A 22,152-nucleotide genomic window follows, 5' to 3' on the forward strand; every position below is an offset into this window, starting at 1 on the left:
AAGTAAAGTGTTTGATCACTTCAGGCCGGGGGGCCATAGGGGGCAGGGGTGCCTAATGAGAAAATGGATGCTTGGTATTTGTGCTGCGTTCTTGATTCTTGGAGGAACCGGGTGCCAAAAGGAAGAAAAACCAACGGCGCAGGAAACGAAGCCTGCGCAGCCGGCGGAAAAGCCGGAGAAAAAGGAAGAAAAAAAAGAACACTTAAATACGTTCCCGCTGACGGGAATAAAAACAAAGAAACCGACCGATGCCAGAGTGTTTTCAGTGATGGTAAATAATCATCAGCGGGCGCGGCCGCAGTCCGGCGTTTATAAGGCTGACCTTGTGTATGAGGTGCTCGCAGAAGGAGAAATCACGCGGTTCCTTGCTGTTTTCCAGAGTGAAAAACCGAACGTGATCGGACCGGTACGCAGTGCACGTGATTATTTTATCGAGCTCAGCCAGGGATATCATTCGTTTTATGTCCATCATGGCTGGAGCCCTGATGCAAAGAAGATGCTTTCAGGGAAAAACAGCAAGGTGGACTCGCTGAACGGACTTTATTATGACGGGACGCTTTTTCACCGGGCAACATTCCGGCAAGCGCCTCACAATTCGTACATCACCTACGAGGACCTGATGACAGGTTTAAAGAAGAAAGGGTATGACGATAAAGATAAAATAAAGCCGCTTCCTTTTTTGAAACCAGAAGAGGTTAAAGGGCTTACCGGTGACAAAGCGGATCAAATTCTGATAACATACAGTCAAAATGAGAAAGTTGGTTACAAATATAACCCGTCTACGAAACGCTATGCCCGGTCAAGCAACGGAACGCCGACAACCGATCTTGAAACGAAGAAACCGGTCGAGGTGAATAATGTGTTTATCGTGGAGATGAAGCACAGGATTATCGATAGCTATGGCCGCAGAGCCATTGATCTTACATCAGGCGGCAAGGGCCTTCTCCTACAGCAGGGAAAAGTGAGAGAAGTGACCTGGAAAAACAAAAACGGCAGAATTATTCCGTCAGGCACCGGATTTGTTCCGGGAAAAACCTGGATCAACATAATTCCGACGCAGCCAGGAATCAGCAAGAGTGTTTCTATTGAATAGAGCAGAAGGAGTGCTAAATCTATGCAAATTGATAAATTAAGGGGTAAAGCGCTGGATCAGCTGTTTGAAGCGGTCCTTTCGCTGAAAGACCTTGAAGAGTGCTACATGTTCTTTGATGATCTGTGCACAATGAACGAAATTCAATCGCTGGCACAGCGTCTCGAAGTGGCACGCATGCTTCGGGAAGGAAAGACCTATCACAAAATTGAGTCTGAAACCGGCGCGAGCACGGCGACTATTTCACGTGTCAAACGCTGTCTGAACTTTGGAAACGACGCCTATCAAATGGCACTTGACCGTGTACATGGTCAAGAAGAAACAAAATAAACTCACAATCACCTTTTGTGAGTGCGGCCCGAATCATGGACTCTTGGCTAAGCGTCCGTTATTCGGGTTTTTCGTATGCTTGTTTTTATTGACGGAACGTTGGAAGGATAGTATAGTTTATCTTGTTAAACTGTTTAAGTGGATAAACGAGGTGAAAGAAGTGGAGCAAGGCGATTATATAAAAGAGGCATACGACTTTTTTGATAAAGTGAATGCCCATTTATTGAAGCATTATTTCTCATCGTTAGATTATGAGATTACTCCAAAGCAATTTTTAATCCTGGACCGGGTACATAAGCATCAGCCGGTAAAGGTACAGACGATCGCCGAGCAGCTGAACTTTTCGATGAGCTCCACGAGCCAGCTTGTCAGCAAGCTCGAACAGGAAAGCTATGTTGTTCGAAGCATAAATCCCCAAAACCGGCGAGAAATTTTTTTGACGCTTGGAGAAAAGGGAAATGAATATTATGATGAATACGATCAGATAGACCAGTTTGTGATCGATAGGTTCTTTTCCCAATTGACAGTAGAAGAAACAAAGCAATTAAGGGACATTGCCGAAAAACTCCATACCATCGTTACGGAGGAGAAAAAGGCCATCACCCATGAATAAAAAGGTTCATATCCAATGACGGTGCTAAAGGATACCGTCATCGATTGGCTGGTATCTTACGGGCAGGTCGCCGTTATCCTCAGCATCTTTTTGAATGTTGTGATCAGTGTGCTCGGAATCGTACCGAGTGTATTTTTGACTGCTGCCAACCTGGCTGTTTTCGGCCTCTGGCCAGGCATGGCTGTATCGTTTGCGGGAGAAGCAATCGGTGCCGTCGTGTCCTTTGTTCTGTACAGAAAAGGGTTCCGGAATGCAACGGAATGGAAGGCTATGCATCATCCCAAAATAAAACAATTGCTTGAAGCAAGGGGAAAAGAGGCGTTTATGCTGATTTTGGCGCTCCGGATTTTGCCCTTCATGCCTTCGGGTGTAGTTACATTTGTGGCGGCTGTCGGCAAATCCTCGCTTTTGCTGTTTGTGCTGGCCAGCTCCATCGGAAAAGTTCCTGCGATTTTAATCGAAGGATATTCGGTTTACCAGCTCATCCAATGGACATGGGAAGGAAAGCTTGTGGCTACCGTCATGGCAGTTCTTCTATTGCTGTGGTGCTGGAAGAAGCTTAGAACACCGTGACTGCAGGATGTGTCAGTCGTGAAAGGATTGTAGAATAAACATGATAAACTCTGTACTAAAGCATGTAATCAGGCTTTTGCCGCAAAATGCAATTTCCCGAACGGCGGGGAAATGGGGGCATTCGTCCTTCAGCCGGCACATCATTAAACCTTACAGCGCGCTATATAAAATCGACAAAGAAGAGATCGAGAAACCTCTGGAAGAATACCCGACGTTTACCGCGTTTTTCACAAGAAAGCTGAAAGAGGACGCACGTCCGATCTCATCGGGCATCGATACACTAGTCAGCCCTGTCGATGGAAAAGTGGCACAGTTTGGCACCATTACAGAAGGAGCACTTATTCAGGCTAAAGGCATCAATTATACGGTTGAGCAGCTCTTGGGATGCACGTCCGAGATCTCGGATAAGTATGAAGGAGGCACGTTCCTCACCATCTATCTCAGCCCGAGTGACTATCACCGTATCCACATGCCTTTGCCGGGCAAGCTGACCAAGGCGACTTACCTGCCAGGCCGGTTGTTTCCGGTGAACCGGATCGGGGTGGAGCACGTCCAAGGCCTGTTTACCAAAAACGAGAGGCTCATCACGTATGCTGATACACCGGCGGGTGAAATGGTGCTCGTAAAAGTCGGCGCGTTCGTGGTCGGAAGCGTGCGTGTGCCTTATGGCGAGCACTCGACCAATGTAAAAAACGGGCGTGCCTATTCCACCGAGCTTCCGGATGTTCCTTTTGAAAAAGGGGAAGAAGTCGGGTTGTTCGAATTTGGTTCCACCGTCGTCCTGTTGTTTGAAAAAGATCACATTTTATTGAGTGATAAAATACAGCCCGATGCTCATCTGAAATACGGAGAGGCCATCGGCACGTATCGTTGATAAGAGCCTGTACCGCCTGGGGTGGTGCGGGTTTTTGTATGGTTGTTTATGAAAATGATGTGTTTGGTGAGAAACTGTTCAAAAACGGTGAGTAAAGTGCGTTTTTCCGTGAGTAAAGCCCATAAAACGGTGAGTAAACAGAAGATTCCCGTGAGTAAACACGAAAAAACCGAGAGAAAACGCCAATCATACCTGCCAGCGACATTAAAAAAAGCCGCCCAGGGACTCGAGTGGCTCTCAAAATCAGTTTTTTACGCAAAAGATGATAATATTTTCCAATCGTGGTATCATTTCAATAGCATGTCCGAAAAGGACGTGGAACGGCCGAACACTATAGTCAAGGATTGCCAGAAGGATGACCCTCAATGGCAAAAGAACGAACCAATTCAAAACGGGAAGTGAAAAACTTGAAGAAAAGTATCGTCGTTTTTGATTTGCTGTTTTATTTGATTATACCGTACCTGATCTGGAACCAGGGAAGAGACATGCTTGGCGACTATTACGCCATTCTTCTTTCGTCAGTTCCAGGTTTTATCTATACCATTTACCGGTTTGTGAAGGAAAAGCAGTTCAATGTCACAGGGATGTTTATCCTGTTTTCCCTTTTTGCCGGAACAACGATTGACCTCTTGTCCGGATCGGCTGGAAGAATGCTCTGGAACCAGGTGTTCTTCGGTATCTTCATGGCACTGCTTATTTTCTCAACCATTTTCATTAAACAGCCGCTCGGCATGCACTTTGCCGTGGACATCGCCTACCTTCAGGGGGAGCCGCGCAACGAAACCCAGGCGTTGTACCGGAAGCCGGAGTTTTACAAGCACTTTGTCTGGCTGACGGCCCTGTTTGCATTTCGCAGTCTGTTTCAGGCCGGGTTAAAATCCTACCTGCTGATGGAATACGGCGTGAAAAAGTATGACTTTATTTTATTTGCGATGAAGATTTCGGGCTGGATTTTTGGCGCCCTGATCACAGCAGGATTTGTATTCATTTCAGTCAAAATCTATAACTATCATGAGAAGAAAAAAGGACCGGAGGAACCGGGCAGCAACATTCAGACCGAACCCAAGATTTAAGTTTTGGAAAATGCCCAGTCCTCTGCCAGCATGCCGTACAGCGCGACATCCACAAAGTGATCGTACAGCCATTCGGCCTGCCGGAGCTCTCCTTCCTGCTTAAACCCAAGCCGTTCGGCCACCGAGCGGCTTCTTTTGTTTGCCAGTGCTGCCTTTAATTCCAGGCGGTTCAAACTGAGCGTGCCAAACGAATAATCCACCATAGCACCGCACGAACGGACCATAATTCCCTTCCCTTCAAAGTCCTTGCCCAGCCAATAGCCAATGTTTGCAGAATAATTATTCCACTTGATATCATACAGAGCCAGGGAACCCGCCGGAATGCCGCGGTACCAGATCATGGTTACGAGATCCGTGGAATCGGCGTATTTTTGATTGGCAAGCTTGATGAATGTTTTGGTATCCTTGAGCGTTCGCGAGTAATCAACCCAGCCCAGCCAGTTCCGGAGATGATCCCTGGAATGTTCCGTGAGCTGAAAGAGGAGCTGGGCATCTCTTTTTTCGAGCAGCTTTAAGGAAATTTCCTCATCGACTTGTAAAAAAAACATACACATTCTCCTGTTCATTGCGTGTCATAGCGAAGCGTAAGATTTAATTTTCGTGTAAGCGTTGTTTCACAGTGTGAAAGATGAGTAGCCCTATAATTTTTGATATAATGGCAAAAGGTATAAAGAGAGAAAACCAGCCGGAGAGATCCGGTCGTAGAAATAGAGTAGTTTTGGTTTGGTATCAGCCAGCTTCAGCAGCCAGTGCCTCGATCGTTTCACTCTTCCACCTCAACACAAAAATCGTGTTGCTGTGTAAGAGTTCCAACGCTTTTCGGCCCTGAACGGCTGCTTCAGCTTTAGTCATCATCCAGCTTCAGCAGCCAGAGCCTCGATCGTTTCACTCTTCCACCTCAACACAAAAATCGTGTTGCTGTGTAAGAGTTCCAACGCTTTTCGGCCCTGAACGGCTGCTTCAGCTTTAGTCATCATCCAGCTTCAGCAGCCAGAGCCTCGATCGTTTCACTCTTCCACCTCAACACAAAAATCGTGTTGCTGTGTAAGAGTTCCAACGCTTTTCGGCCCTGAACGGCTGCTTCAGCTTTAGTCATCATCCAGCTTCAGTGTCCAGTCCCTCGAGGTCGCTTCACTCTCTCACCTCAACACAAAAAGCGTGTTGAAGTTCAAGAGTTCCAGCGCTTGTCGGGACTAAACGGACACTTCAGCTTTAGTCATCATCCAGCTTCAGCAGCCAGTGCCTCGATCGTTTCACTCTTCCACCTCAACACAAAAATCGTGTTGCTGTGTAAGAGTTCCAACGCTTTTCGGCCCTGAACGGCTGCTTCAGCTTTAGTTAACTAGGAGGATTTATGAATTTTGATTATCGGGTTTGGAAGCATGTGTTTAAGCTGGATCCCAATAAGGAAATTTCCGATGCGGATCTTGAAGCGATCTGCGAGTCGGGTACAGATGCCATTTTTGTGGGCGGGAGTGACGGAGTAACACTTGATAATACTCTTGATCTGATGTCCCGTGTGCGCAAGTATGCTGTTCCCTGTGTCCTGGAAGTGAGCACGATTGAATCCCTCACACCGGGCTTTGATCTGTATTACATTCCTACCGTATTAAATAGCAAGGATGCGAGCTTTATTGTTGGCCTTCAGCATGACGCTGTGAAGGAATACGGCGATCTGATGAACTGGGATGAGGTTGTGACAGAAGGCTATTGCATTGCCAATCCCGATTGCAAAGCTGCTGACTATTCAAACGCCAAGGCCAGTCTTTCATTGGAAGATGTTGTAGCTTATGCGCGCATGTCGGAAAAAATGTTCCGGCTTCCCATCTTTTATCTTGAGTACAGCGGAACATACGGAGATATCGAAGTGGTAAAAGAGGTCAGAAAAGTTCTCGACCGCACGAGGTTTTATTATGGAGGCGGCATTCAAAGCGCCGGGCAGGCCAGGGAAATGGCCATGTTTGCCGATACCGTTGTGGTTGGAAACATTATTTATGATAATGTACAGGCAGCAATAGAAACGGTAAAAGCTGCAAAAGGATAATTGAATACAGCTTGGGAATCCTTTATGATAGAAATAAGAACAAATGTTTGGGCAGGTGAAGTATAAATGAGTATGCATCAAATGATAGAACAGTTGCTGACAGGGCTTAATCCTGAACAAAAGGCAGCTGTAAAACATACAGAAGGACCACTATTGATTATGGCGGGAGCGGGAAGCGGAAAGACGCGGGTGCTGACCCACCGCATTGCGTATTTAATGATGGATAAAGAAGTGGCGCCGTGGAACATTCTTGCGATCACGTTTACGAACAAGGCAGCGCGTGAGATGAAGGACAGGGTGGCGGCCATTACCGGACCGGTCGCGGAGGACATCTGGATTTCCACGTTCCACTCCATGTGTGTGCGGATCTTGCGCCGTGACATCGACCGGATCGGCATCAGCCGGAACTTCTCGATTCTTGATTCTACCGATCAGCTTTCGGTGATCAAAAATATTTTAAAAGACAAGAACATTGATCCGAAAAAGTTTGAGCCTCGAAGCATTCTGGGCTCCATTTCATCATTGAAAAATGAATTGATGACGAGCGGCGATTTTGCAAAAACGATGAACGGACCGTATGACACAGTGGTGCATGAGGTATACAAAGAATATGAAAAACGTTTGAAAAAGAACTCTGCTCTCGATTTTGATGATTTAATTATGACAACGATTCATTTATTCAAGCGTGTGCCGGAAGTGCTGCAATTCTATCAGCGCAAATTCCAATACATTCATGTGGATGAGTATCAGGATACGAACCGTGCGCAGTATATGCTCGTGAATATGCTGGCTGACCGGTTCCGCAACCTTTGTGTGGTCGGAGACTCCGACCAGTCCATTTACGGCTGGCGTGGCGCGGACATCGCCAACATTCTTTCCTTTGAAAAGGATTATAACGACGCCAAGGTCATTCTTCTTGAACAAAACTACAGATCCACGAAAACCATTCTTGATGCGGCGAACAAGGTGATCGAAAACAACTTTAACCGCAAACCCAAGAATCTGTGGACCGATAAAACCGGGGGCCGGAATATCACATACTACCAGGGGGATAATGAGCACGATGAAGGCCATTATATTGCTGGGAAAATCCGTGAAATGACAGCTGGCGGCCCGCGCAAATGCTCGGACATCGCTATTCTCTATCGGACGAACGCACAGTCCCGTGTAATGGAGGAAATTTTGATCAAGTCGAATATTCCTTATAATATCGTCGGCGGCATCAAGTTCTATGACAGAAAAGAAATCAAGGATATCCTTGCGTACCTGCGGCTGATCGCAAATCCTGATGATGACATCAGCATGATGCGGATCATCAATGTTCCAAAACGCGGAATTGGTGCATCGACCGTTGATAAAATTTTGCATTATGGTGCAGTTAACGACCTTTCTATGTACCAGGCGCTTCAGGAAGTGGAGCAGATCGGCCTGTCACCTCGCTTTACCAATGTATTGCGTGAGTTTTCCGAGCTGATTACGAACTGGAACCGGATGCAGGAATTCCTTTCCGTAACCGAGCTTGTGGAAGAAGTTATCGATAAAACTGGCTACCGCGACATGCTGAAGGCGGATAAATCGCTTGAAGCAGAGAGCCGCCTGGAGAACATCGACGAATTTCTTTCCGTTACCCAGGATTTTGAAAAGAATCAGGACGACAAAAGCCTTGTGGCCTTCCTGACGGATCTTGCCCTCGTAGCGGACATTGACCGTCTGGATGAGGATGAAGGCGACAAACCGAAGGAATCCGTTGTGCTTATGACCCTTCACTCTGCCAAAGGGCTGGAGTTTCCGGTCGTGTTCCTGATGGGTCTGGAAGAAGGAGTTTTCCCTCACAGCCGGGCGCTGTTTGAAGAAAGCGAAATGGAAGAAGAGCGCCGTCTGGCTTACGTGGGAATTACCCGTGCCGAGGAGGAGCTGTTTATGACCAACGCACGGATGCGCACGCTCTTCGGCCGTACGAACATGAACCCGGTTTCCCGCTTTATCGGTGAAATTCCGGAAGAACTCTTGGAATCTGAGCAAAAGGAAAAAGAGGCATCTCCAAGCTGGGGCAGACCTTCACGTTCCCATGCGGCACCGTCCTTCATGAGACAGCAGCCGGGAGTGAAGAAAATATCACCGGTCTTTACATCACCCGGCAGTGAAAATGCAGACTGGAAAGTTAGCGACAAGGTAAAACACCGCAAATGGGGAACCGGAGTTGTCGTCAGCATGAAGGGCGAAGGCGACTCTATTGAACTGGATATCGCATTTCCTCAGCCGGTGGGGCTTAAGCGTCTGCTTGCCAAGTTCGCACCAATTGAAAAAGTTTAGAGTTTAACGTGAAAGATTGAAGGAGTTGAAGGATTTGAACGAAGAGCATGCCAGCCAACGCGTGAATGAATTACGTGAGCTCCTTGAAACATACAGTTATGAATATTACGTCCTCGACAAGCCAACCGTGCCCGATTCCGAGTATGACAGGCTGCTGAAGGAACTGATTGAACTTGAAAACAACCATCCGGAGCTTCGGGATGAGCATTCCCCGACTGTCCGGGTGGGAGGTCAGGTTCTTGACTATTTCAGAAAAGTGCAGCACAAGGTGCCAATGCTCAGCCTTGCCAATGCCTTTAATGAAGAAGATTTACGCGACTTTGACCGAAGGGTGCGAAATGGCGTCGGCGACAATGTTACTTATGTTGCCGAGCTGAAGATCGATGGCCTTGCTGTGTCCCTGACGTATGAACAGGGGCGCTTTGTGCTGGGCGCGACCCGCGGCGATGGAACGACGGGTGAAGATATCACGAATAACCTGAAAACGATTCGGGCCATTCCTCTGCGCATCAAGGACAAGGATGTGTCCCTTGAGGTGCGCGGGGAAGCTTACATGCCGAAGCGCTCCTTTCAAAAGCTGAACGAATCTCGCCAGGAAGAGGGACAGGAGCTTTTCGCCAATCCGCGGAATGCAGCAGCAGGCTCTCTCCGTCAGCTGGATCCAAACATAGCCGGCAAGAGGAATCTGTCCATTTTCGTTTACGGTATTGGTCAGCTTTCAGGCCATTCGGTTGATTCCCACAGTGAGAGTCTGAAATTTTTGCAGAGCCTTGGCTTCAAAACCAATCCGGAATGGCACCACTGCCAAAATATCGATGAAGTCGTTGAGTTTGTCAGAGGCTGGGGAGAACGGCGGCCGAATCTTGACTATGAAATTGACGGCATCGTTATTAAGGTTGACTCTCTCCATCAGCAGGAGGAGCTTGGTTTTACAGCGAAAAGTCCCCGTTGGGCCATCGCCTACAAGTTTCCGGCAGAAGAGGTTGTCACCCAGCTGGAAGGCATTGAGCTTAATGTCGGACGGACCGGTGTGGTTACACCGACCGCTCTTTTATCTCCGGTAACGGTTGCTGGTACAACCGTCAAACGGGCTTCATTGCATAACGAAGACTTGATCCGCGAGAAGGACATTAAGATCGGCGATTTTGTGGTTGTGAAGAAAGCGGGAGACATCATCCCTGAGGTCGTCAATGTGATCGTTGACCGCCGTACCGGGGAGGAAAAGGACTTCCACATGCCGACCCATTGTCCCGAATGTGAAAGCGAACTGGAACGGCTGGACGGAGAGGTTGCGCTGCGCTGCCTGAATCCGCAGTGCCCGGCTCAGATCCGTGAAGGGCTGATCCACTTTGTTTCCAGAAATGCCATGAACATCGATGGGCTTGGTGAAAAAGTGATTGCCCAGCTTTTCAGGGAAAATCTGATCCAGGATGTAGCCGATCTGTATACATTGAATAAGGAAGAACTGCTGAACCTTGAGAGAATGGGTGAAAAGTCGGTTGACAACCTCCTTGAAGCTATAGAAAAATCGAAAGAGAATTCGCTCGAGAAGCTGTTGTTCGGCCTTGGCGTCCGACATGTCGGAGCAAAAGCAGCCAAAACGGTCGCCCAGGTGTTTGAAACGATGGACCGTTTAATGGCGGCCACGAAGGAAGAACTGATCGCGATTGATGAGGTCGGCGAGAAAATGGCCGATTCCATTGAAACGTATTTTAATAAACCGGAAGTTGCAGAGCTCATCTCCGAGCTGAAGGAATATGGCGTTAATATGGAATATAAGGGACCGAGGGTCATCCGTGCGGAAGATGTGGATTCGGTTTTTGCAGGAAAAACGATCGTTCTGACCGGAAAACTTTCCATCTTGAACCGGAACGAAGCGAAAGAAAGACTCGAAGCGCTCGGCGGAAAAGTCACCGGCAGCGTTTCTAAGAATACCGACCTGCTAATTGCGGGGGAAGACGCGGGCTCCAAACTGGATAAAGCGCAATCCCTAGGTGTGGAGGTTTGGACGGAACAGCGATTTATTGAGGAGCTTGAAAAATAAAGAATAGCTCTGTTCCATCAAGTTATATGGAGGAGTGTTTTACCATGATAAAACGGATCAGTCTGATCCTGTTAAGCTCCCTTTTGCTCCTGACCGGCTGTCTGAACAGAGACAAGCTGCAAAAGGAAGAGGAAGTTGTGAAGAAAAAAGGAAAGACCGAAGAAAAAGCAATCATTACTGGGGAAATCAAGACCGGGGAAAAATACTACCGAAGCATCGTGCCCTTTGAACCCGGCGGGGCCCGCGGCCTGATCAAGTATGGCGTGGACAACCGTCTGGACATCAACGAATTTGAATTGGGTCTTATGCGGATCGCACAGGATGATTTCAGCACAGACAAGTATTATTATCAGGAAGGGCAGTATCTGTCTTCTACAACCGTTAATAACTGGCTGAAGCGTGCTGATGAAAAAGTGGAAAAAAACAGCAAGACGGACATGACGCAAAAAGGTCTGAACCCGGCCCTTGGCGTGAAAAAGGATGCGCCGTACAAGCAAGTGCTGGATGCTGAAGATAAGCATCCGAAATACTTATCTTACGTTCTAGAACAAAACTATCTGGTGCAAAGCGGGAACGACAAAGTAAAGCTGGGCGGCCTGGTGGTAGGTCTGTCATTTAACTCTACCTATTACTACAAAGCAACAGACAGCTCCGGCTTGATTTACAATGGATCCAAAAAACTTCAGGCAAGCGATGTTGCCCAGGAAGCAAGACAAATGGGTCAGCAGGTGCTGAAACGCCTGCGCCAAAATAGTTCTCTGAAGAATGTGCCGATCACGATCGCTCTTTATCAGGAAGCCGAGAAGGAATCGGTTACTCCGGGACACTTTTTTGCAAAAGCGGAGGCTGGAGCAGGCAGCACCCAGTTGGGCAGCTGGGACAAGATCGATGAGAAATACTATCTGTTCCCATCGAAAGAAGCCACAGCGAATAAACGGGATGATGCGGAGAAGTTTAATAACTTCAAATCCAAAATTCAGGATTACTTCCCGAACTACGTGGGTGTCATTGGTAAGGCCCATTACCATGATGGCAGCCTCGACCGGCTGGATATCGATATTCCGATGCAGTTCCAAGGAAAAGCCGAAGTTATTTCCTTTACACAGTATGTAACGTCTTCCGTAATGAAGGAACTTCCAAACGTACCGGTGACGATTAACATTCAATCGGCCGTCAATGAACCGGAAGCTTTGATTGTCCGGGATGATGGCAGCGGCGAACCAAACGTGCATATTTATAGATAATTAATGAGACAGACCTTTGAACCTTCAAGGGTCTGTCTTCTTCTATTTGCATACTTATGAAAACCCTTGCAAACAAAGGGTTTTTTATTTATTTCAAATAATTCCGACTATTTTCCATAGTTTGAACTGTGGCACGAGTTTAGGGTAGAATAGACATGTTGCATAATGAAAACGCTTAAGGGCATAGGAGGGGACAAAATGATTCGAGAATACAAACACGAACCATTTACGGATTTTTCAGTTAAAGAAAACAAGAAAGCTTTTGAGGAAGCTTTAGATCTTGTTAATTCCCAGCTAGGCAAAGAGTATCCTCTTGTCATTGGCGGAGAGCGCATCACGACTGATGAAAAAATTGTTTCTATCAATCCGGCCAATAAAACAGAAGTAATTGGTACGGTTTCTAAAGCAAATAAAGATTTGGCTGAAAAAGCCATGCAAACCGCAGTTTCCACCTTTGAAACATGGAAAAAGTGGTCTCCAGAATCACGTGCCAACATTCTTTACCGCGCGGCTGCCATCTTGCGCCGCCGCAAGCATGAATTCTCGGCATATCTCGTAAAAGAAGGCGGAAAGCCATGGAAGGAAGCAGATGCAGATACGGCAGAAGCGATTGACTTCCTTGAATTCTATGCGCGCCAAATGGAACTTTTGAAAAACGGCGTACCGGTCAAAAGCCGTGAAGGCGAGATCAACCAGTTCAACTACATCCCATTGGGTGTGGGAATTGTTATCTCTCCATTCAACTTCCCGCTTGCAATCATGGCAGGTACAACAGTGGCTGCGATTGTGGGAGGAAACACTGTTCTTCTTAAGCCGGCAAACAACACACCGGTTGTGGCAGCGAAATTTGCAGAGGTTATGGAGCAAGCCGGACTTCCTGAGGGTGTCCTGAACTTCATCCCTGGAAGCGGAGCTGAAGTGGGAGACTATCTTGTTGACCATCCGAAAACTCGTTTTGTATCTTTCACAGGTTCCCGTGAAGTGGGCTGCCGCATTTATGAGCGCGCAGCAAAAGTACAACCTGGTCAAATCTGGCTGAAGCGTGTAATCGCTGAAATGGGCGGAAAAGACACCATGGTTATCGATAACAACGTAGATACAGACATGGCGGCATCTGCAATTGTATTCTCGGCGTTTGGTTTCTCCGGACAAAAATGTTCTGCCGGATCCCGTGCGGTAGTGCATCAGGACGTATACGATGAAGTGCTTGAAAAGGCGGTTGCCCTTACCAAGTCCCTTCGCGTAGGAAATCCTGAAGACTTCGGAAACTACATGGGCCCTGTAATCGACCAGGCTGCTTTTGACAAAATCATGAGCTACATCGAAATCGGAAGAACAGAAGGAAAAGTTGTGACAGGCGGAGAAGGCGACGACTCCAAAGGCTTCTTCATCCAGCCGACGATTGTGGCAGATGTGGATGAAAAAGCACGCTTAATGCAGGAAGAAATCTTCGGGCCGGTTGTGGCGTTCTGCAAGGCACGCGACTTCGACCACATGATGGAAATCGCAAACAACACAGAGTACGGCTTAACAGGTGCACTTGTTACGAATAACCGTGAGCACATCGAGCGTGCGAAGGAAGAATTCCATGTTGGAAACCTTTACTTCAACCGCGGATGTACAGGAGCGATCGTTGGATACCAGCCGTTTGGCGGATTCAACATGTCCGGTACCGACTCTAAAGCGGGCGGTCCTGACTACCTTCTTCTTCACATGCAGGCAAAAACAACTTCAGAGTTGCTATAAAACAGAAAATCCCCCTTTTGGCTTTAGCCGAAGGGGGATTTTTTGTTGAGAAAATGATGTGTTTGGTGAGTAACTGTTTAAAAATGGTGAGTAACATCCCAATTTTCGTGAGTAAAGTCCCCGGAACCGTGAGTAAACGGATTGTTTGCGGGAGTAAACACAGTAAAAACGGTGAGTAAACTCCGATCACCTCACCTTGCACCATGTCAGAGAGCCGTCCGGGAACTCGGCGGCTTTCTTTACAGATTATTATCAGCGTCAGGAGCCGACATCACAAAGCCTTTACGAAGAACTGATTCAATTTGCAGCCAAGGGGACAGCTTTTTCCGTACCCGGTAAATCAGGGAATTCAGTTCATCCGATCCTACATCAGGCACACGGCCGTCGATCCATGCGCGCTCATTCCAGACGTGCCGTTTCATTTCTTCTTTTGATACGAACTGTCCAAGAGAAGCATAAAGGAGCTGAAAGCACTGAAACTCCTTATGGGAGAAATGAATGTCAGTTTCCCTCCAACGCACCTTTTGCAGCACCTCATACACCTCAATAAAGTTGGAAGAAGGGCGGCTGACCGGCTTTACGGGATCATAATCGAGCGTCTCAAACGAGTTGGTCACCAAATACTTCATGGAAATCATGCCATTAACAAGCGTGATCTGATCCCCGTGATTCAACGAATAGTTTTTATTTGGAACGAGCGAAATGCCGTTCAGACACGTCCCATGCTTGCTTCCAAGGTCCATCAATTGGGGCGCAGAGCAGTCACAGTCGATGATACAATGCTGTCTGGAAACGAGCGGAATATGAAAAGCAATCCCTGGGGCAGGACTCGCTCCGAATCGTCCGATGGATAATTTGCGCTTTAAATAAATAAATTCACTTTCATACGGTTGGCCGCGTTCAATCAATAAATGGCGCTTTTCCAAAACGTCCATTTTCCTTCACCCTCATTTATTTGAATTTTCTGATACTTATTAGTGAATTGTCAGTCTTGTTCCATTGATGAGAAGAGTGAGAAAGAATACCATCAATACCATAGCAGGAAAATTCAAGGAATGAAAGGTAGGATGGTCATGAATAAAAGGAAAATTGGAAAAGCATTGGTATGCGGAATGATGACAGCGGGACTGCTCGCTGCACCGTTCGTAACCGGAGCTCACGCTCAAGTTCCAAAAACAGAAATCAGCCATCATCAAAAAACAATCACAAATGAAAGCGGGACAGTGACCCTCACCCAGATCAAGCCCCATGTATGGGTCCATACAACCATCGGAGAGTTTAACGGAGTGGCGGTCCCGTCCAACGGCCTTCTTGTGGAAACATCAAAAGGACTTTTGCTTGTCGATTCCTCATGGGATGATCCGAAGACCGGTGAACTGCTGGATGTCATTGATCAGCATTTTGAAAAACCGATAAAGAATGCAATCATCACCCATTGGCATTCTGACCGGATGGGAGGGATCAAAACGCTGAAGGAAAGAGGAATCCGTGTATATACCACGGAGATGACAGCGACACTCGGTATGCAAAATGGATATGAAGGGCCGGACCGGCTGCTTGATCCGGTGCTGACGGAGTTGAAGCTTGGCAATGTGAAAGTGGAAGCATTCTATCCTGGAAAGGGGCACACCGAGGATAACATTACCGTTTATTTTCCTCAGTACAAGCTTCTTGTCGGAGGCTGTCTCATCAAAGAACAGAAGGCGGAAAATCTCGGGAACACCGCTGACGGAGATGTTCAGGCCTGGCCGGCCTCTGTGCAGCGCGTCATTGACCGCTACCCAAAAGCAAGAACCGTTGTACCGGGGCACGGAGATGTGGGAGGGAAATCGCTTCTCTATCACACGATTGATCTGCTCAAGGAAAATCAATAAAAAACAGGCAGGAACCTAAGCGTTCCTGCCTGTTTTCTTCTGTATTGGATTAGAACCAAAGCGCATCAAGAGAGTAAGCGCCTGCACCTGTGAAGGCTACACCAAGTGCGACGGCGATCAAGACGAGGTTATACTCATAACCTCCTGCAGTAGACCATAAGCCGTTAGCACCATGAACTTTCACAATGGCGAACAGCATGGTGACAATAATCGCTGCAGCTCCAAGCCATGTCACAAGTCCTGCTGCGAACAACAGGCCGCCGCCGAACTCTGCTATTGCTGCGAACACAGCCATAGTGTAGCCGGGTTTAACGCCAATGGACTCGAGCCAGCCGGCAGTTCCTTTCAAACCGTGGCCCCCGAACCACCCAAACAACTTTTGAGCACCGTGGCCGACGAACAACAGACCTACAACAATACGAATAATAAGAAGACCTAAATCTAACATAATGACCAACACTCCTTGTATAAAATTAGTTAATTACTTACTTTATGTTAGTATTATATAATGAACTCTTACTTTTGTAAAGTATCTTTTAAAACATTTTATTCAGATGGTTTGTACCCTATTCCAAGACATTGATTTTTTAATTGTAGTTGACGCTCACTGGAATATAAAACAACACTCCTTAATACATTGAAAAGTGGAAAACCAAGTTAAGGGAGGAGTTGCCGGAATTCTGGATCCGATTCAGGATGCGATTATCAATGAAAATGTGTTTTGGCTGAAAATCATGATGGAACATTCCCGGTTTATTGCATCACTGCTGGACCAATCGGAAAGGAATTTGGTAAAGACCGCATTAAAGTTCGGAGATGATTTTGAGACCCTTTTGAACCAGGCAAGAGATGTGGAATCCATGCTCTACAAAAAGCAGCCAACGCCTTTAAGCAAGCTGGTTTGGATCTTATCAGAACCTGTCAGATTCGAAATGTGATAAACCCTCTTTTAGCCGATCATGTGGTTAGGGAAGCGGACCACTTCTTATATATGATTCATATATTGGAAAATCGGCTGAAAGTGAATGAACAACGGTAGACCCTCCATGCATCGGTGGAGGGTTTTTTTACGGAAGTAAAGCAACATAAAAAATGATGATATGGAGAAATTAGGAGTAAACGTTTTTTGCGATTGGAGGACGTGCAAATGCCGGATAAGAAGAAAGAAGAGAAGCTGGATTCCCCCATTCTCGATGAAACCCTGCCCCATCAAGCCAACTCTCCCTCTTTTAAAGGCTCTGGTATGAAAATGGAGGTTCCTTTTGTAAACGATTATGGCGTGGTGATCGGAGACAGCCTGTACAACTCGGAAAACTCGCCGCTCAATAATTGGAGCGAGGACTCTGACCCAAGCATTATGACTGGAGAACAGTGGGTGCATCCCACAAATGACATTGGCTGGAACACTGAAGAAAACCGGGAATTAATCGAAAAGAAGATCAAGCCCAAGGGGGTTCCTTTTACGCATCCCACTAAAGATACGAGCTACAGGAAGGATTAAGAGCAGAAGACCGGCAGATTTGTCGGTCTTTTTTGCTTTAACGTAAAAAAAACCCCGCTTTGTTGCTCATGGGCCTTGATGTTTGGTATCATCTATATATTGTGAAACGTACTGTTATGGAGGTGGCAAGCTTGTCTCAAATTTCAAAAGATGAGGTAAAACACGTGGCGAATCTGGCTCGCCTTTCACTGAGTGAAGAGGAAGTGGACATGTTCACGGAACAGCTGGATGCGATTATCGGTTTTGCCGAGCAATTGAATGAACTGGATACAGAAAATATCGAACCAACAACCCACGTGCTGGAGCTGAAAAATGTGCTGCGCGACGATCAGGCAAGAGAATCCGTACCACGTGAAGAAGCATTAAAGAATGCTCCTGACGAGCGCGATGGACAGTTTAAAGTACCGAAGACGTTTTAGAGTAGGAGGCAGCACATGTCATTATTAGAGAAGAAAGTCTCAGAACTGCACGACCTGTTACATAAGAAAGAAATCAATGTGACGGACCTGGTTGATGCATCGTATGACCGAATTTCACAGGTGGAAGGCAAAGTCCAGGCATTCCTTAGCCTGAACGAGGAACAAGCACGCCGTATGGCGAAAGAGCTGGACGATGTGCTTGCAGGGTATCCCGGAGAGCGGATACTGGCAGGACTTCCGATTGCTTTGAAAGATAACATTTCCACAAAAGGACTCCGTACCACAAGCGGAAGCAAGATCCTCGATAACTTCAACCCTATTTATGACGCAACGGTCGCTAACCGTCTGTATGAAGCAGGGGCGGTCACGATCGGAAAACTGAACATGGATGAGTTTGCGATGGGTTCTTCCAATGAAAACTCAGGATTTCATGTGACTAAAAACCCTTGGAACACAGATTATGTTCCTGGAGGATCCAGCGGTGGCTCAGCGGCATCTGTAGCAGCGAGCGAAGTGCTGTTTTCTTTAGGTTCTGATACCGGCGGATCCATTCGCCAGCCTGCGGCGTACTGTGGTGTGGTTGGTCTGAAGCCAACGTACGGTCTTGTTTCCCGCTTTGGCTTGATCGCATTCGCGTCTTCTCTTGACCAGATCGGACCGATTACTCGCACAGTCGAAGATAACGCTTATCTTTTACAAGCGATTGCCGGCCATGACCCGATGGATTCCACTTCAGCGAACGTTGACGTTCCTGATTATCTATCTTCATTGACAGGGGGCATCAAAGGACTGCGTATAGCGGTGCCTAAGGAATATTTGTCAGAAGGAGTGAATCCTGAGGTAAAAGAAAAAGTGATTGAAGCCTTGAAGGTGCTTGAAGCACAGGGTGCAACTTGGGAGGAAGTATCTCTTCCGCATTCCAAGTATGCATTAGCAACGTACTATCTGTTGTCTTCATCTGAAGCATCTGCCAACCTTTCCCGTTTTGACGGCGTTCGTTATGGCGTTCGCTCAGACAATGCGGAAAATCTTCTTGAGCTTTATAAAAACTCCAGAAGCGAAGGCTTTGGGGATGAAGTGAAGCGCCGTATCATGCTCGGAACATTCGCGCTCAGCTCGGGCTACTATGATGCGTATTATAAAAAAGCCCAAAAAGTCCGCACGCTGATCAAGAACGATTTTGAACAAGTGTTTAATGACTTTGATGTGATCATCGGGCCGACTACACCGACGACTGCGTTTAAAATCGGTGAAAAGACGGATGATCCGTTAACGATGTATGCCAACGATATTTTAACCATTCCTGTAAACCTTGCGGGTGTGCCAGCCATTTCCGTTCCGTGCGGCTTCTCGAACGGTCTGCCGGTCGGATTACAGATCATCGGAAAACACTTTGACGAACGCACGATTTACCGTGTCGCTTCGGTCTATGAACAGGCAACGGAACACCATAAAGCGAAACCGCAATTGTAGGAGGTGCAGGGATGAGCAATTTTGAAACGATCATTGGATTAGAAGTCCACGTTGAACTGAAAACCAATTCTAAAATATTCTGCGGCTGCTCCACCGACTTTGGAGCACCGCCCAACAGCCATACATGCCCGATATGTCTTGGACATCCCGGGGTTCTGCCGGTATTGAACAAACAGGCCGTGGAATTTTCCATGCGTGCGGCGATGGCGTTGAACTGTGAAATCAACCGCGAACAATATTTCGACCGTAAAAACTACTTTTACCCCGACAACCCGAAAGCTTACCAGATTTCCCAGCTGGACAAGCCGATCGGTGAGCACGGCTGGATCGAAATCGAAGTAAACGGCGAAAAGAAAAAAATTGGCATCACGCGCCTTCATCTGGAAGAGGATGCAGGGAAATTGACTCATGCGGCAGACGGGTCTTCTCTTGTAGACTTGAACCGTCAGGGCACACCGCTTATGGAGATCGTTTCCGAGCCGGACATCCGCACACCGGAAGAAGCGTATGCCTATTTGGAAAAATTGAAAGCCATCATTCAATACACCGGGGTTTCTGACTGTAAGATGGAAGAGGGATCCTTGCGCTGTGACGCCAATATCTCCATCCGTCCTGTCGGCCAGAAGGAATTTGGTACGAAAACCGAGCTGAAGAACCTGAACTCGTTTGCTTTTGTGCAAAAAGGACTGGAGTATGAGGAAGAGCGCCAGGAAGAGGAAATTCTGAACGGTGGTGAAATTCTTCAGGAAACCCGCCGTTTTGATGAGAAAACGAATAAGACCATTTTGATGCGTGTTAAAGAGGGTTCCGACGATTACCGCTACTTCCCGGATCCGGACCTTGTGCAGCTCAGTGTGTCGGAAGAGTGGATTGAGCGTGTGCGCGCCGAGATTCCAGAGCTTCCGGATGCGCGTAAGGAACGCTATGTTTCTGAGTTTGGACTTCCGGCTTATGATGCAGGCGTGCTGACAGCATCCATCAAGATGGCTGATTTCTTTGAGCGTGGTGTTGAGGAGAAAGCTGATCCGAAAATGCTTTCCAACTGGCTCATGGGCGAAGTGAGCGCCTACTTGAACAATGCCTCCAGAGAAATCGATGAAACGCCATTAACACCAGATAACCTGGCAAAAATGATCAAGCTTATTGAAGATGGTACAATCTCTTCCAAGATCGCCAAGAAAGTCTTCAAGGAAATGATCGAAAACGGCGGCGATCCGCAAACGATCGTTAAAGAGAAGGGCCTTGTCCAGATTTCGGACGAAGGCGCAATCCGCGAGTTTGTAGTGGCTGTTCTTGACCGCAACCCGCAGTCCATCGAGGACTTTAAGAACGGAAAAGACAAAGCCATCGGATTCCTCGTTGGCCAGGTCATGAAAGAGACCAAAGGGAAGGCAAATCCTCCATTGGTTAACAAATTGATCGCTGAAGAATTGAAAAATCGTTAATTAGTGGGCTGCCGGACGTGTTCCGGCAGCTTTTTTGTGGCGTTGAGGGGGCTGGTAAGGTGAAATTGGGTGGGAATCGAGGTTAATTGGGCGAAATGTCGTGTTAATTGAGCATTATTTAAATTAATTGGGCGAAAAACCGCCGGAATTGAGCATAACCGAGAATTCAGCCTTCTTCCCCACGGGAATCATTTTATTAATTTTCTCCAACTTCTTTAGAAAAAAGCGACAAACCAACTAAAACTCTCTCCGCACAACGCGTGAGAGGGCTTTTTTACATGCACAAAAAACGTCGAAACTTGCGTACGATTGTCTGTCCGGAAGACCCTGGAAAAATGGTATGATTTAGGTAACAGAATCGGGGGTGGGGCATTGAGAAAGGCAGGGGCAGTTGCAGCGGCATTGCTTGTAACCGTGTTAACTTCATGTCAGGGTTCCATGCTTGCGGATGGCGAACTGAAGCTGGACACGCATTCGAAAGGTCATTATCCACGGTCATACAAACCGGTTTCCATTGATAAAAGCGAGGATGTTCTACCGTTTAAGGCACACCTTCCACAATACATTCCATACAAGTACAAAAAGCCCAAAGTGGTGATTACCGATTGGGGAAAAAAAGAAAAACTTCAGCTGGAGATGCAGTACATAAGGAAAGAAGAAAATACGCAAAAAGGCTTTATTGCGATTAAAATTTTCAACCATAAAAATTTAGTGAGTGATTTGATCAAGCAAAAAAAATATGAAGAAATGCTAAAGCTGGCTGATGGGACAAAAGCCTACTTTGCCTACTTTGGAAACTATGCCGAGCTGTTTTGGGTTCGGGATGGGGAGGAGTATGATCTTCGGCACATGTTTGCCTCAGAATACACCCAAAAACAGCTGAAAAAAGAGCTTTTGGGAATTGCGAATTCGATTGAATAGAAGGGGACAGCTTATGAAAATGCTAAAAAGTGTTTCATTCATTTTTGCCTTGCTTCTGGCAGTCCAATTTTTTTCAGGAAGTCATGTTTCAGCCAGCTGGGCCTATCCTTTTGTGGTCTGGGATCATTACACATATTCAATTAGTGAGGAATATGTGGATCAAGTAGGGAAAGAGATCGGTGAGGTGACAAAGTATTCCGACCAGGAAGGAGCATACACTGGAAACTTCTCCAATCAATATAAAAAAGGAACAAAGTATTTCGAGATCAAAGGCATCAGCACTGACAAAGCGATTGCCATTCAGGAGCCTGGCGGAAAATATATAAAGGCCATCCGGGAACACAAATATCAAGAAGCCAGCCTGGTGGGGAATTTTATGAGGGAAGCCGAAGCCAATCCATGGATAAGTTTTCTGGTATTGGTGGGAGCAGTCTCTGTTTTGATTGTTTCATGCAAGTCACTAAAAGACAAATTTCATATAGAAGACTGAAAATGAGGCTGGCTCTCTGGGAGTCGGTCTTTTAATGTTATAAACTGATACAATGAAATGGATACTAGACCACTTTTGAAGGAGC

24 protein-coding genes and 1 pseudogene are annotated in these 22,152 nt (G+C 46.9%); 19 read left to right on the plus strand and 6 right to left on the minus strand.

Annotation, left to right across the window (positions count from 1 at the left end; translation table 11 throughout):
• The first annotated feature begins 55 nt into the window (after positions 1-55).
• The 6 genes from QNH15_RS02195 (at position 56) to QNH15_RS02220 (ending at position 4,553) form a co-directional block, all read left to right on the plus strand.
• Complete coding sequence (locus QNH15_RS02195; protein ID WP_283892226.1) at positions 56-1,093, plus strand: DUF3048 domain-containing protein; 1,038 nt, start codon at positions 56-58, stop codon at positions 1,091-1,093.
• A gap of 21 nt (positions 1,094-1,114) precedes the next feature.
• Positions 1,115-1,420 (plus strand): YerC/YecD family TrpR-related protein, encoded by a 306-nt coding sequence (locus tag QNH15_RS02200; RefSeq protein WP_090239925.1) that lies wholly within the window; start codon positions 1,115-1,117, stop codon positions 1,418-1,420.
• Between the two features lie 151 nt (positions 1,421-1,571).
• Positions 1,572-2,033, plus strand: a complete 462-nt coding sequence (locus tag QNH15_RS02205) for a MarR family winged helix-turn-helix transcriptional regulator (RefSeq protein WP_164988930.1) — start codon at positions 1,572-1,574, stop codon at positions 2,031-2,033.
• Between the two features lie 15 nt (positions 2,034-2,048).
• Entirely contained in the window at positions 2,049-2,606 is a 558-nt protein-coding gene (locus tag QNH15_RS02210) for a TVP38/TMEM64 family protein (protein WP_283892227.1), read from the plus strand.
• 40 nt (positions 2,607-2,646) lie between these two features.
• A complete protein-coding gene (gene asd, locus QNH15_RS02215; RefSeq protein WP_283892229.1) occupies positions 2,647-3,480 on the plus strand; it encodes an archaetidylserine decarboxylase in 834 nt (277 codons plus the stop codon).
• Positions 3,481-3,845: 365 nt separating this feature from the next.
• Positions 3,846-4,553, plus strand: coding sequence for a VC0807 family protein (locus QNH15_RS02220; protein ID WP_283892231.1), 708 nt, complete (start codon positions 3,846-3,848; stop codon positions 4,551-4,553).
• On the opposite strand, the gene QNH15_RS02225 is transcribed toward QNH15_RS02220, so the two are convergent.
• The 4 genes from QNH15_RS02225 to QNH15_RS02240 form a co-directional block, all read right to left on the minus strand.
• A complete protein-coding gene (locus QNH15_RS02225; protein ID WP_283892233.1) occupies positions 4,550-5,101 on the minus strand; it encodes a GNAT family N-acetyltransferase in 552 nt (183 codons plus the stop codon). The genes QNH15_RS02220 and QNH15_RS02225 overlap by 4 nt on opposite strands.
• Before the next feature lie 181 nt (positions 5,102-5,282).
• Positions 5,283-5,408 carry a hypothetical protein gene (locus QNH15_RS02230; protein ID WP_283892234.1) on the minus strand — a complete coding sequence of 42 codons (126 nt, stop codon included), beginning with the start codon at positions 5,406-5,408 and terminating at the stop codon, positions 5,283-5,285.
• Positions 5,405-5,530: a hypothetical protein gene (locus tag QNH15_RS02235; protein WP_283892234.1), complete on the minus strand. Its 126-nt coding sequence runs from the start codon at positions 5,528-5,530 to the stop codon at positions 5,405-5,407. Before QNH15_RS02235 ends, QNH15_RS02230 begins: the two co-directional genes overlap by 4 nt.
• Positions 5,527-5,652, minus strand: coding sequence for a hypothetical protein (locus tag QNH15_RS02240; RefSeq protein WP_283892234.1), 126 nt, complete (start codon positions 5,650-5,652; stop codon positions 5,527-5,529). Before QNH15_RS02240 ends, QNH15_RS02235 begins: the two co-directional genes overlap by 4 nt.
• Before the next feature lie 255 nt (positions 5,653-5,907).
• On the opposite strand from QNH15_RS02240, the gene pcrB reads away from it, so the two are divergent.
• The 5 genes from pcrB to pruA all read left to right on the plus strand — a co-directional run bounded on the left by pcrB (position 5,908) and on the right by pruA (position 13,944).
• Positions 5,908-6,597: a heptaprenylglyceryl phosphate synthase gene (gene pcrB, locus QNH15_RS02245; protein ID WP_283892236.1), complete on the plus strand. Its 690-nt coding sequence runs from the start codon at positions 5,908-5,910 to the stop codon at positions 6,595-6,597.
• A gap of 72 nt (positions 6,598-6,669) precedes the next feature.
• Positions 6,670-8,910, plus strand: a complete 2,241-nt coding sequence (pcrA, locus tag QNH15_RS02250; protein ID WP_283895400.1) for a DNA helicase PcrA — start codon at positions 6,670-6,672, stop codon at positions 8,908-8,910.
• A 34-nt stretch (positions 8,911-8,944) separates the two neighbouring features.
• The gene (ligA, locus tag QNH15_RS02255; protein WP_283892238.1) at positions 8,945-10,954 is read left to right on the plus strand and encodes an NAD-dependent DNA ligase LigA; all 2,010 of its coding nucleotides are present in this window, start codon (positions 8,945-8,947) and stop codon (positions 10,952-10,954) included.
• 44 nt (positions 10,955-10,998) lie between these two features.
• Positions 10,999-12,198, plus strand: coding sequence for a CamS family sex pheromone protein (locus tag QNH15_RS02260; protein ID WP_283892240.1), 1,200 nt, complete (start codon positions 10,999-11,001; stop codon positions 12,196-12,198).
• Positions 12,199-12,396: 198 nt separating this feature from the next.
• Entirely contained in the window at positions 12,397-13,944 is a 1,548-nt protein-coding gene (gene pruA / locus QNH15_RS02265) for an L-glutamate gamma-semialdehyde dehydrogenase (protein ID WP_061974964.1), read from the plus strand.
• 239 nt (positions 13,945-14,183) lie between these two features.
• Here the strand turns inward: pruA and QNH15_RS02270 are convergent, their stop codons facing one another.
• Complete coding sequence (locus QNH15_RS02270) at positions 14,184-14,879, minus strand: FHA domain-containing protein (RefSeq protein ID WP_283892242.1); 696 nt, start codon at positions 14,877-14,879, stop codon at positions 14,184-14,186.
• 138 nt (positions 14,880-15,017) lie between these two features.
• Here QNH15_RS02270 and bla point away from each other — a divergent pair, with 138 nt between their 5' ends.
• Positions 15,018-15,818 (plus strand): subclass B1 metallo-beta-lactamase, encoded by an 801-nt coding sequence (bla, locus tag QNH15_RS02275; protein WP_283892244.1) that lies wholly within the window; start codon positions 15,018-15,020, stop codon positions 15,816-15,818.
• 49 nt (positions 15,819-15,867) lie between these two features.
• On the opposite strand, the gene QNH15_RS02280 is transcribed toward bla, so the two are convergent.
• Complete coding sequence (locus tag QNH15_RS02280) at positions 15,868-16,266, minus strand: DoxX family protein (protein ID WP_283892246.1); 399 nt, start codon at positions 16,264-16,266, stop codon at positions 15,868-15,870.
• Positions 16,267-16,555: 289 nt separating this feature from the next.
• Between QNH15_RS02280 and QNH15_RS02285 the strand changes: the two are divergent.
• From QNH15_RS02285 to QNH15_RS02315, 7 genes and pseudogenes are all read left to right on the plus strand, one after another.
• Positions 16,556-16,857: pseudogene (locus QNH15_RS02285) on the plus strand (DUF2935 domain-containing protein).
• A 108-nt stretch (positions 16,858-16,965) separates the two neighbouring features.
• Positions 16,966-17,319: a DUF3905 domain-containing protein gene (locus QNH15_RS02290; RefSeq protein ID WP_283892248.1), complete on the plus strand. Its 354-nt coding sequence runs from the start codon at positions 16,966-16,968 to the stop codon at positions 17,317-17,319.
• A gap of 131 nt (positions 17,320-17,450) precedes the next feature.
• Positions 17,451-17,738 carry an Asp-tRNA(Asn)/Glu-tRNA(Gln) amidotransferase subunit GatC gene (gene gatC, locus QNH15_RS02295; protein WP_061974955.1) on the plus strand — a complete coding sequence of 96 codons (288 nt, stop codon included), beginning with the start codon at positions 17,451-17,453 and terminating at the stop codon, positions 17,736-17,738.
• Between the two features lie 15 nt (positions 17,739-17,753).
• Positions 17,754-19,211 carry an Asp-tRNA(Asn)/Glu-tRNA(Gln) amidotransferase subunit GatA gene (gatA, locus tag QNH15_RS02300; RefSeq protein ID WP_283892249.1) on the plus strand — a complete coding sequence of 486 codons (1,458 nt, stop codon included), beginning with the start codon at positions 17,754-17,756 and terminating at the stop codon, positions 19,209-19,211.
• Between the two features lie 11 nt (positions 19,212-19,222).
• Entirely contained in the window at positions 19,223-20,656 is a 1,434-nt protein-coding gene (gene gatB, locus QNH15_RS02305) for an Asp-tRNA(Asn)/Glu-tRNA(Gln) amidotransferase subunit GatB (RefSeq protein ID WP_283892251.1), read from the plus strand.
• A gap of 372 nt (positions 20,657-21,028) precedes the next feature.
• On the plus strand, positions 21,029-21,577 hold the full coding sequence (locus QNH15_RS02310; RefSeq protein WP_283892253.1) for a hypothetical protein: 549 nt from the start codon (positions 21,029-21,031) through the stop codon (positions 21,575-21,577).
• 13 nt (positions 21,578-21,590) lie between these two features.
• A complete protein-coding gene (locus tag QNH15_RS02315; protein WP_283892255.1) occupies positions 21,591-22,067 on the plus strand; it encodes a hypothetical protein in 477 nt (158 codons plus the stop codon).
• Positions 22,068-22,152: the final 85 nt, after the last annotated feature.

Source organism: Fictibacillus enclensis (assembly GCF_030123385.1).
In the GTDB taxonomy this organism is placed as follows: domain Bacteria; phylum Bacillota; class Bacilli; order Bacillales; family Fictibacillaceae; genus Fictibacillus_C; species Fictibacillus_C enclensis.

Coding starts and splice junctions, on each gene's coding strand:
- pcrA (WP_283895400.1), top strand. CDS start 6,670: ATGCATCAAATGATAGAACAGTTGCTGACAGGGCTTAATCCTGAACAA.
- gatB (WP_283892251.1), top strand. CDS start 19,223: ATGAGCAATTTTGAAACGATCATTGGATTAGAAGTCCACGTTGAACTG.
- QNH15_RS02210 (WP_283892227.1), top strand. CDS start 2,049: ATGACGGTGCTAAAGGATACCGTCATCGATTGGCTGGTATCTTACGGG.
- QNH15_RS02315 (WP_283892255.1), top strand. CDS start 21,591: ATGAAAATGCTAAAAAGTGTTTCATTCATTTTTGCCTTGCTTCTGGCA.
- QNH15_RS02220 (WP_283892231.1), top strand. CDS start 3,846: ATGGCAAAAGAACGAACCAATTCAAAACGGGAAGTGAAAAACTTGAAG.
- QNH15_RS02200 (WP_090239925.1), top strand. CDS start 1,115: ATGCAAATTGATAAATTAAGGGGTAAAGCGCTGGATCAGCTGTTTGAA.
- QNH15_RS02225 (WP_283892233.1), bottom strand. CDS start 5,101: ATGTTTTTTTTACAAGTCGATGAGGAAATTTCCTTAAAGCTGCTCGAA.
- QNH15_RS02240 (WP_283892234.1), bottom strand. CDS start 5,652: ATGATGACTAAAGCTGAAGCAGCCGTTCAGGGCCGAAAAGCGTTGGAA.
- pcrB (WP_283892236.1), top strand. CDS start 5,908: ATGAATTTTGATTATCGGGTTTGGAAGCATGTGTTTAAGCTGGATCCC.
- QNH15_RS02195 (WP_283892226.1), top strand. CDS start 56: ATGAGAAAATGGATGCTTGGTATTTGTGCTGCGTTCTTGATTCTTGGA.
- gatA (WP_283892249.1), top strand. CDS start 17,754: ATGTCATTATTAGAGAAGAAAGTCTCAGAACTGCACGACCTGTTACAT.
- QNH15_RS02270 (WP_283892242.1), bottom strand. CDS start 14,879: ATGGACGTTTTGGAAAAGCGCCATTTATTGATTGAACGCGGCCAACCG.
- QNH15_RS02290 (WP_283892248.1), top strand. CDS start 16,966: ATGCCGGATAAGAAGAAAGAAGAGAAGCTGGATTCCCCCATTCTCGAT.
- asd (WP_283892229.1), top strand. CDS start 2,647: ATGATAAACTCTGTACTAAAGCATGTAATCAGGCTTTTGCCGCAAAAT.
- bla (WP_283892244.1), top strand. CDS start 15,018: ATGAATAAAAGGAAAATTGGAAAAGCATTGGTATGCGGAATGATGACA.
- QNH15_RS02280 (WP_283892246.1), bottom strand. CDS start 16,266: ATGTTAGATTTAGGTCTTCTTATTATTCGTATTGTTGTAGGTCTGTTG.
- pruA (WP_061974964.1), top strand. CDS start 12,397: ATGATTCGAGAATACAAACACGAACCATTTACGGATTTTTCAGTTAAA.
- QNH15_RS02260 (WP_283892240.1), top strand. CDS start 10,999: ATGATAAAACGGATCAGTCTGATCCTGTTAAGCTCCCTTTTGCTCCTG.
- QNH15_RS02230 (WP_283892234.1), bottom strand. CDS start 5,408: ATGATGACTAAAGCTGAAGCAGCCGTTCAGGGCCGAAAAGCGTTGGAA.
- QNH15_RS02235 (WP_283892234.1), bottom strand. CDS start 5,530: ATGATGACTAAAGCTGAAGCAGCCGTTCAGGGCCGAAAAGCGTTGGAA.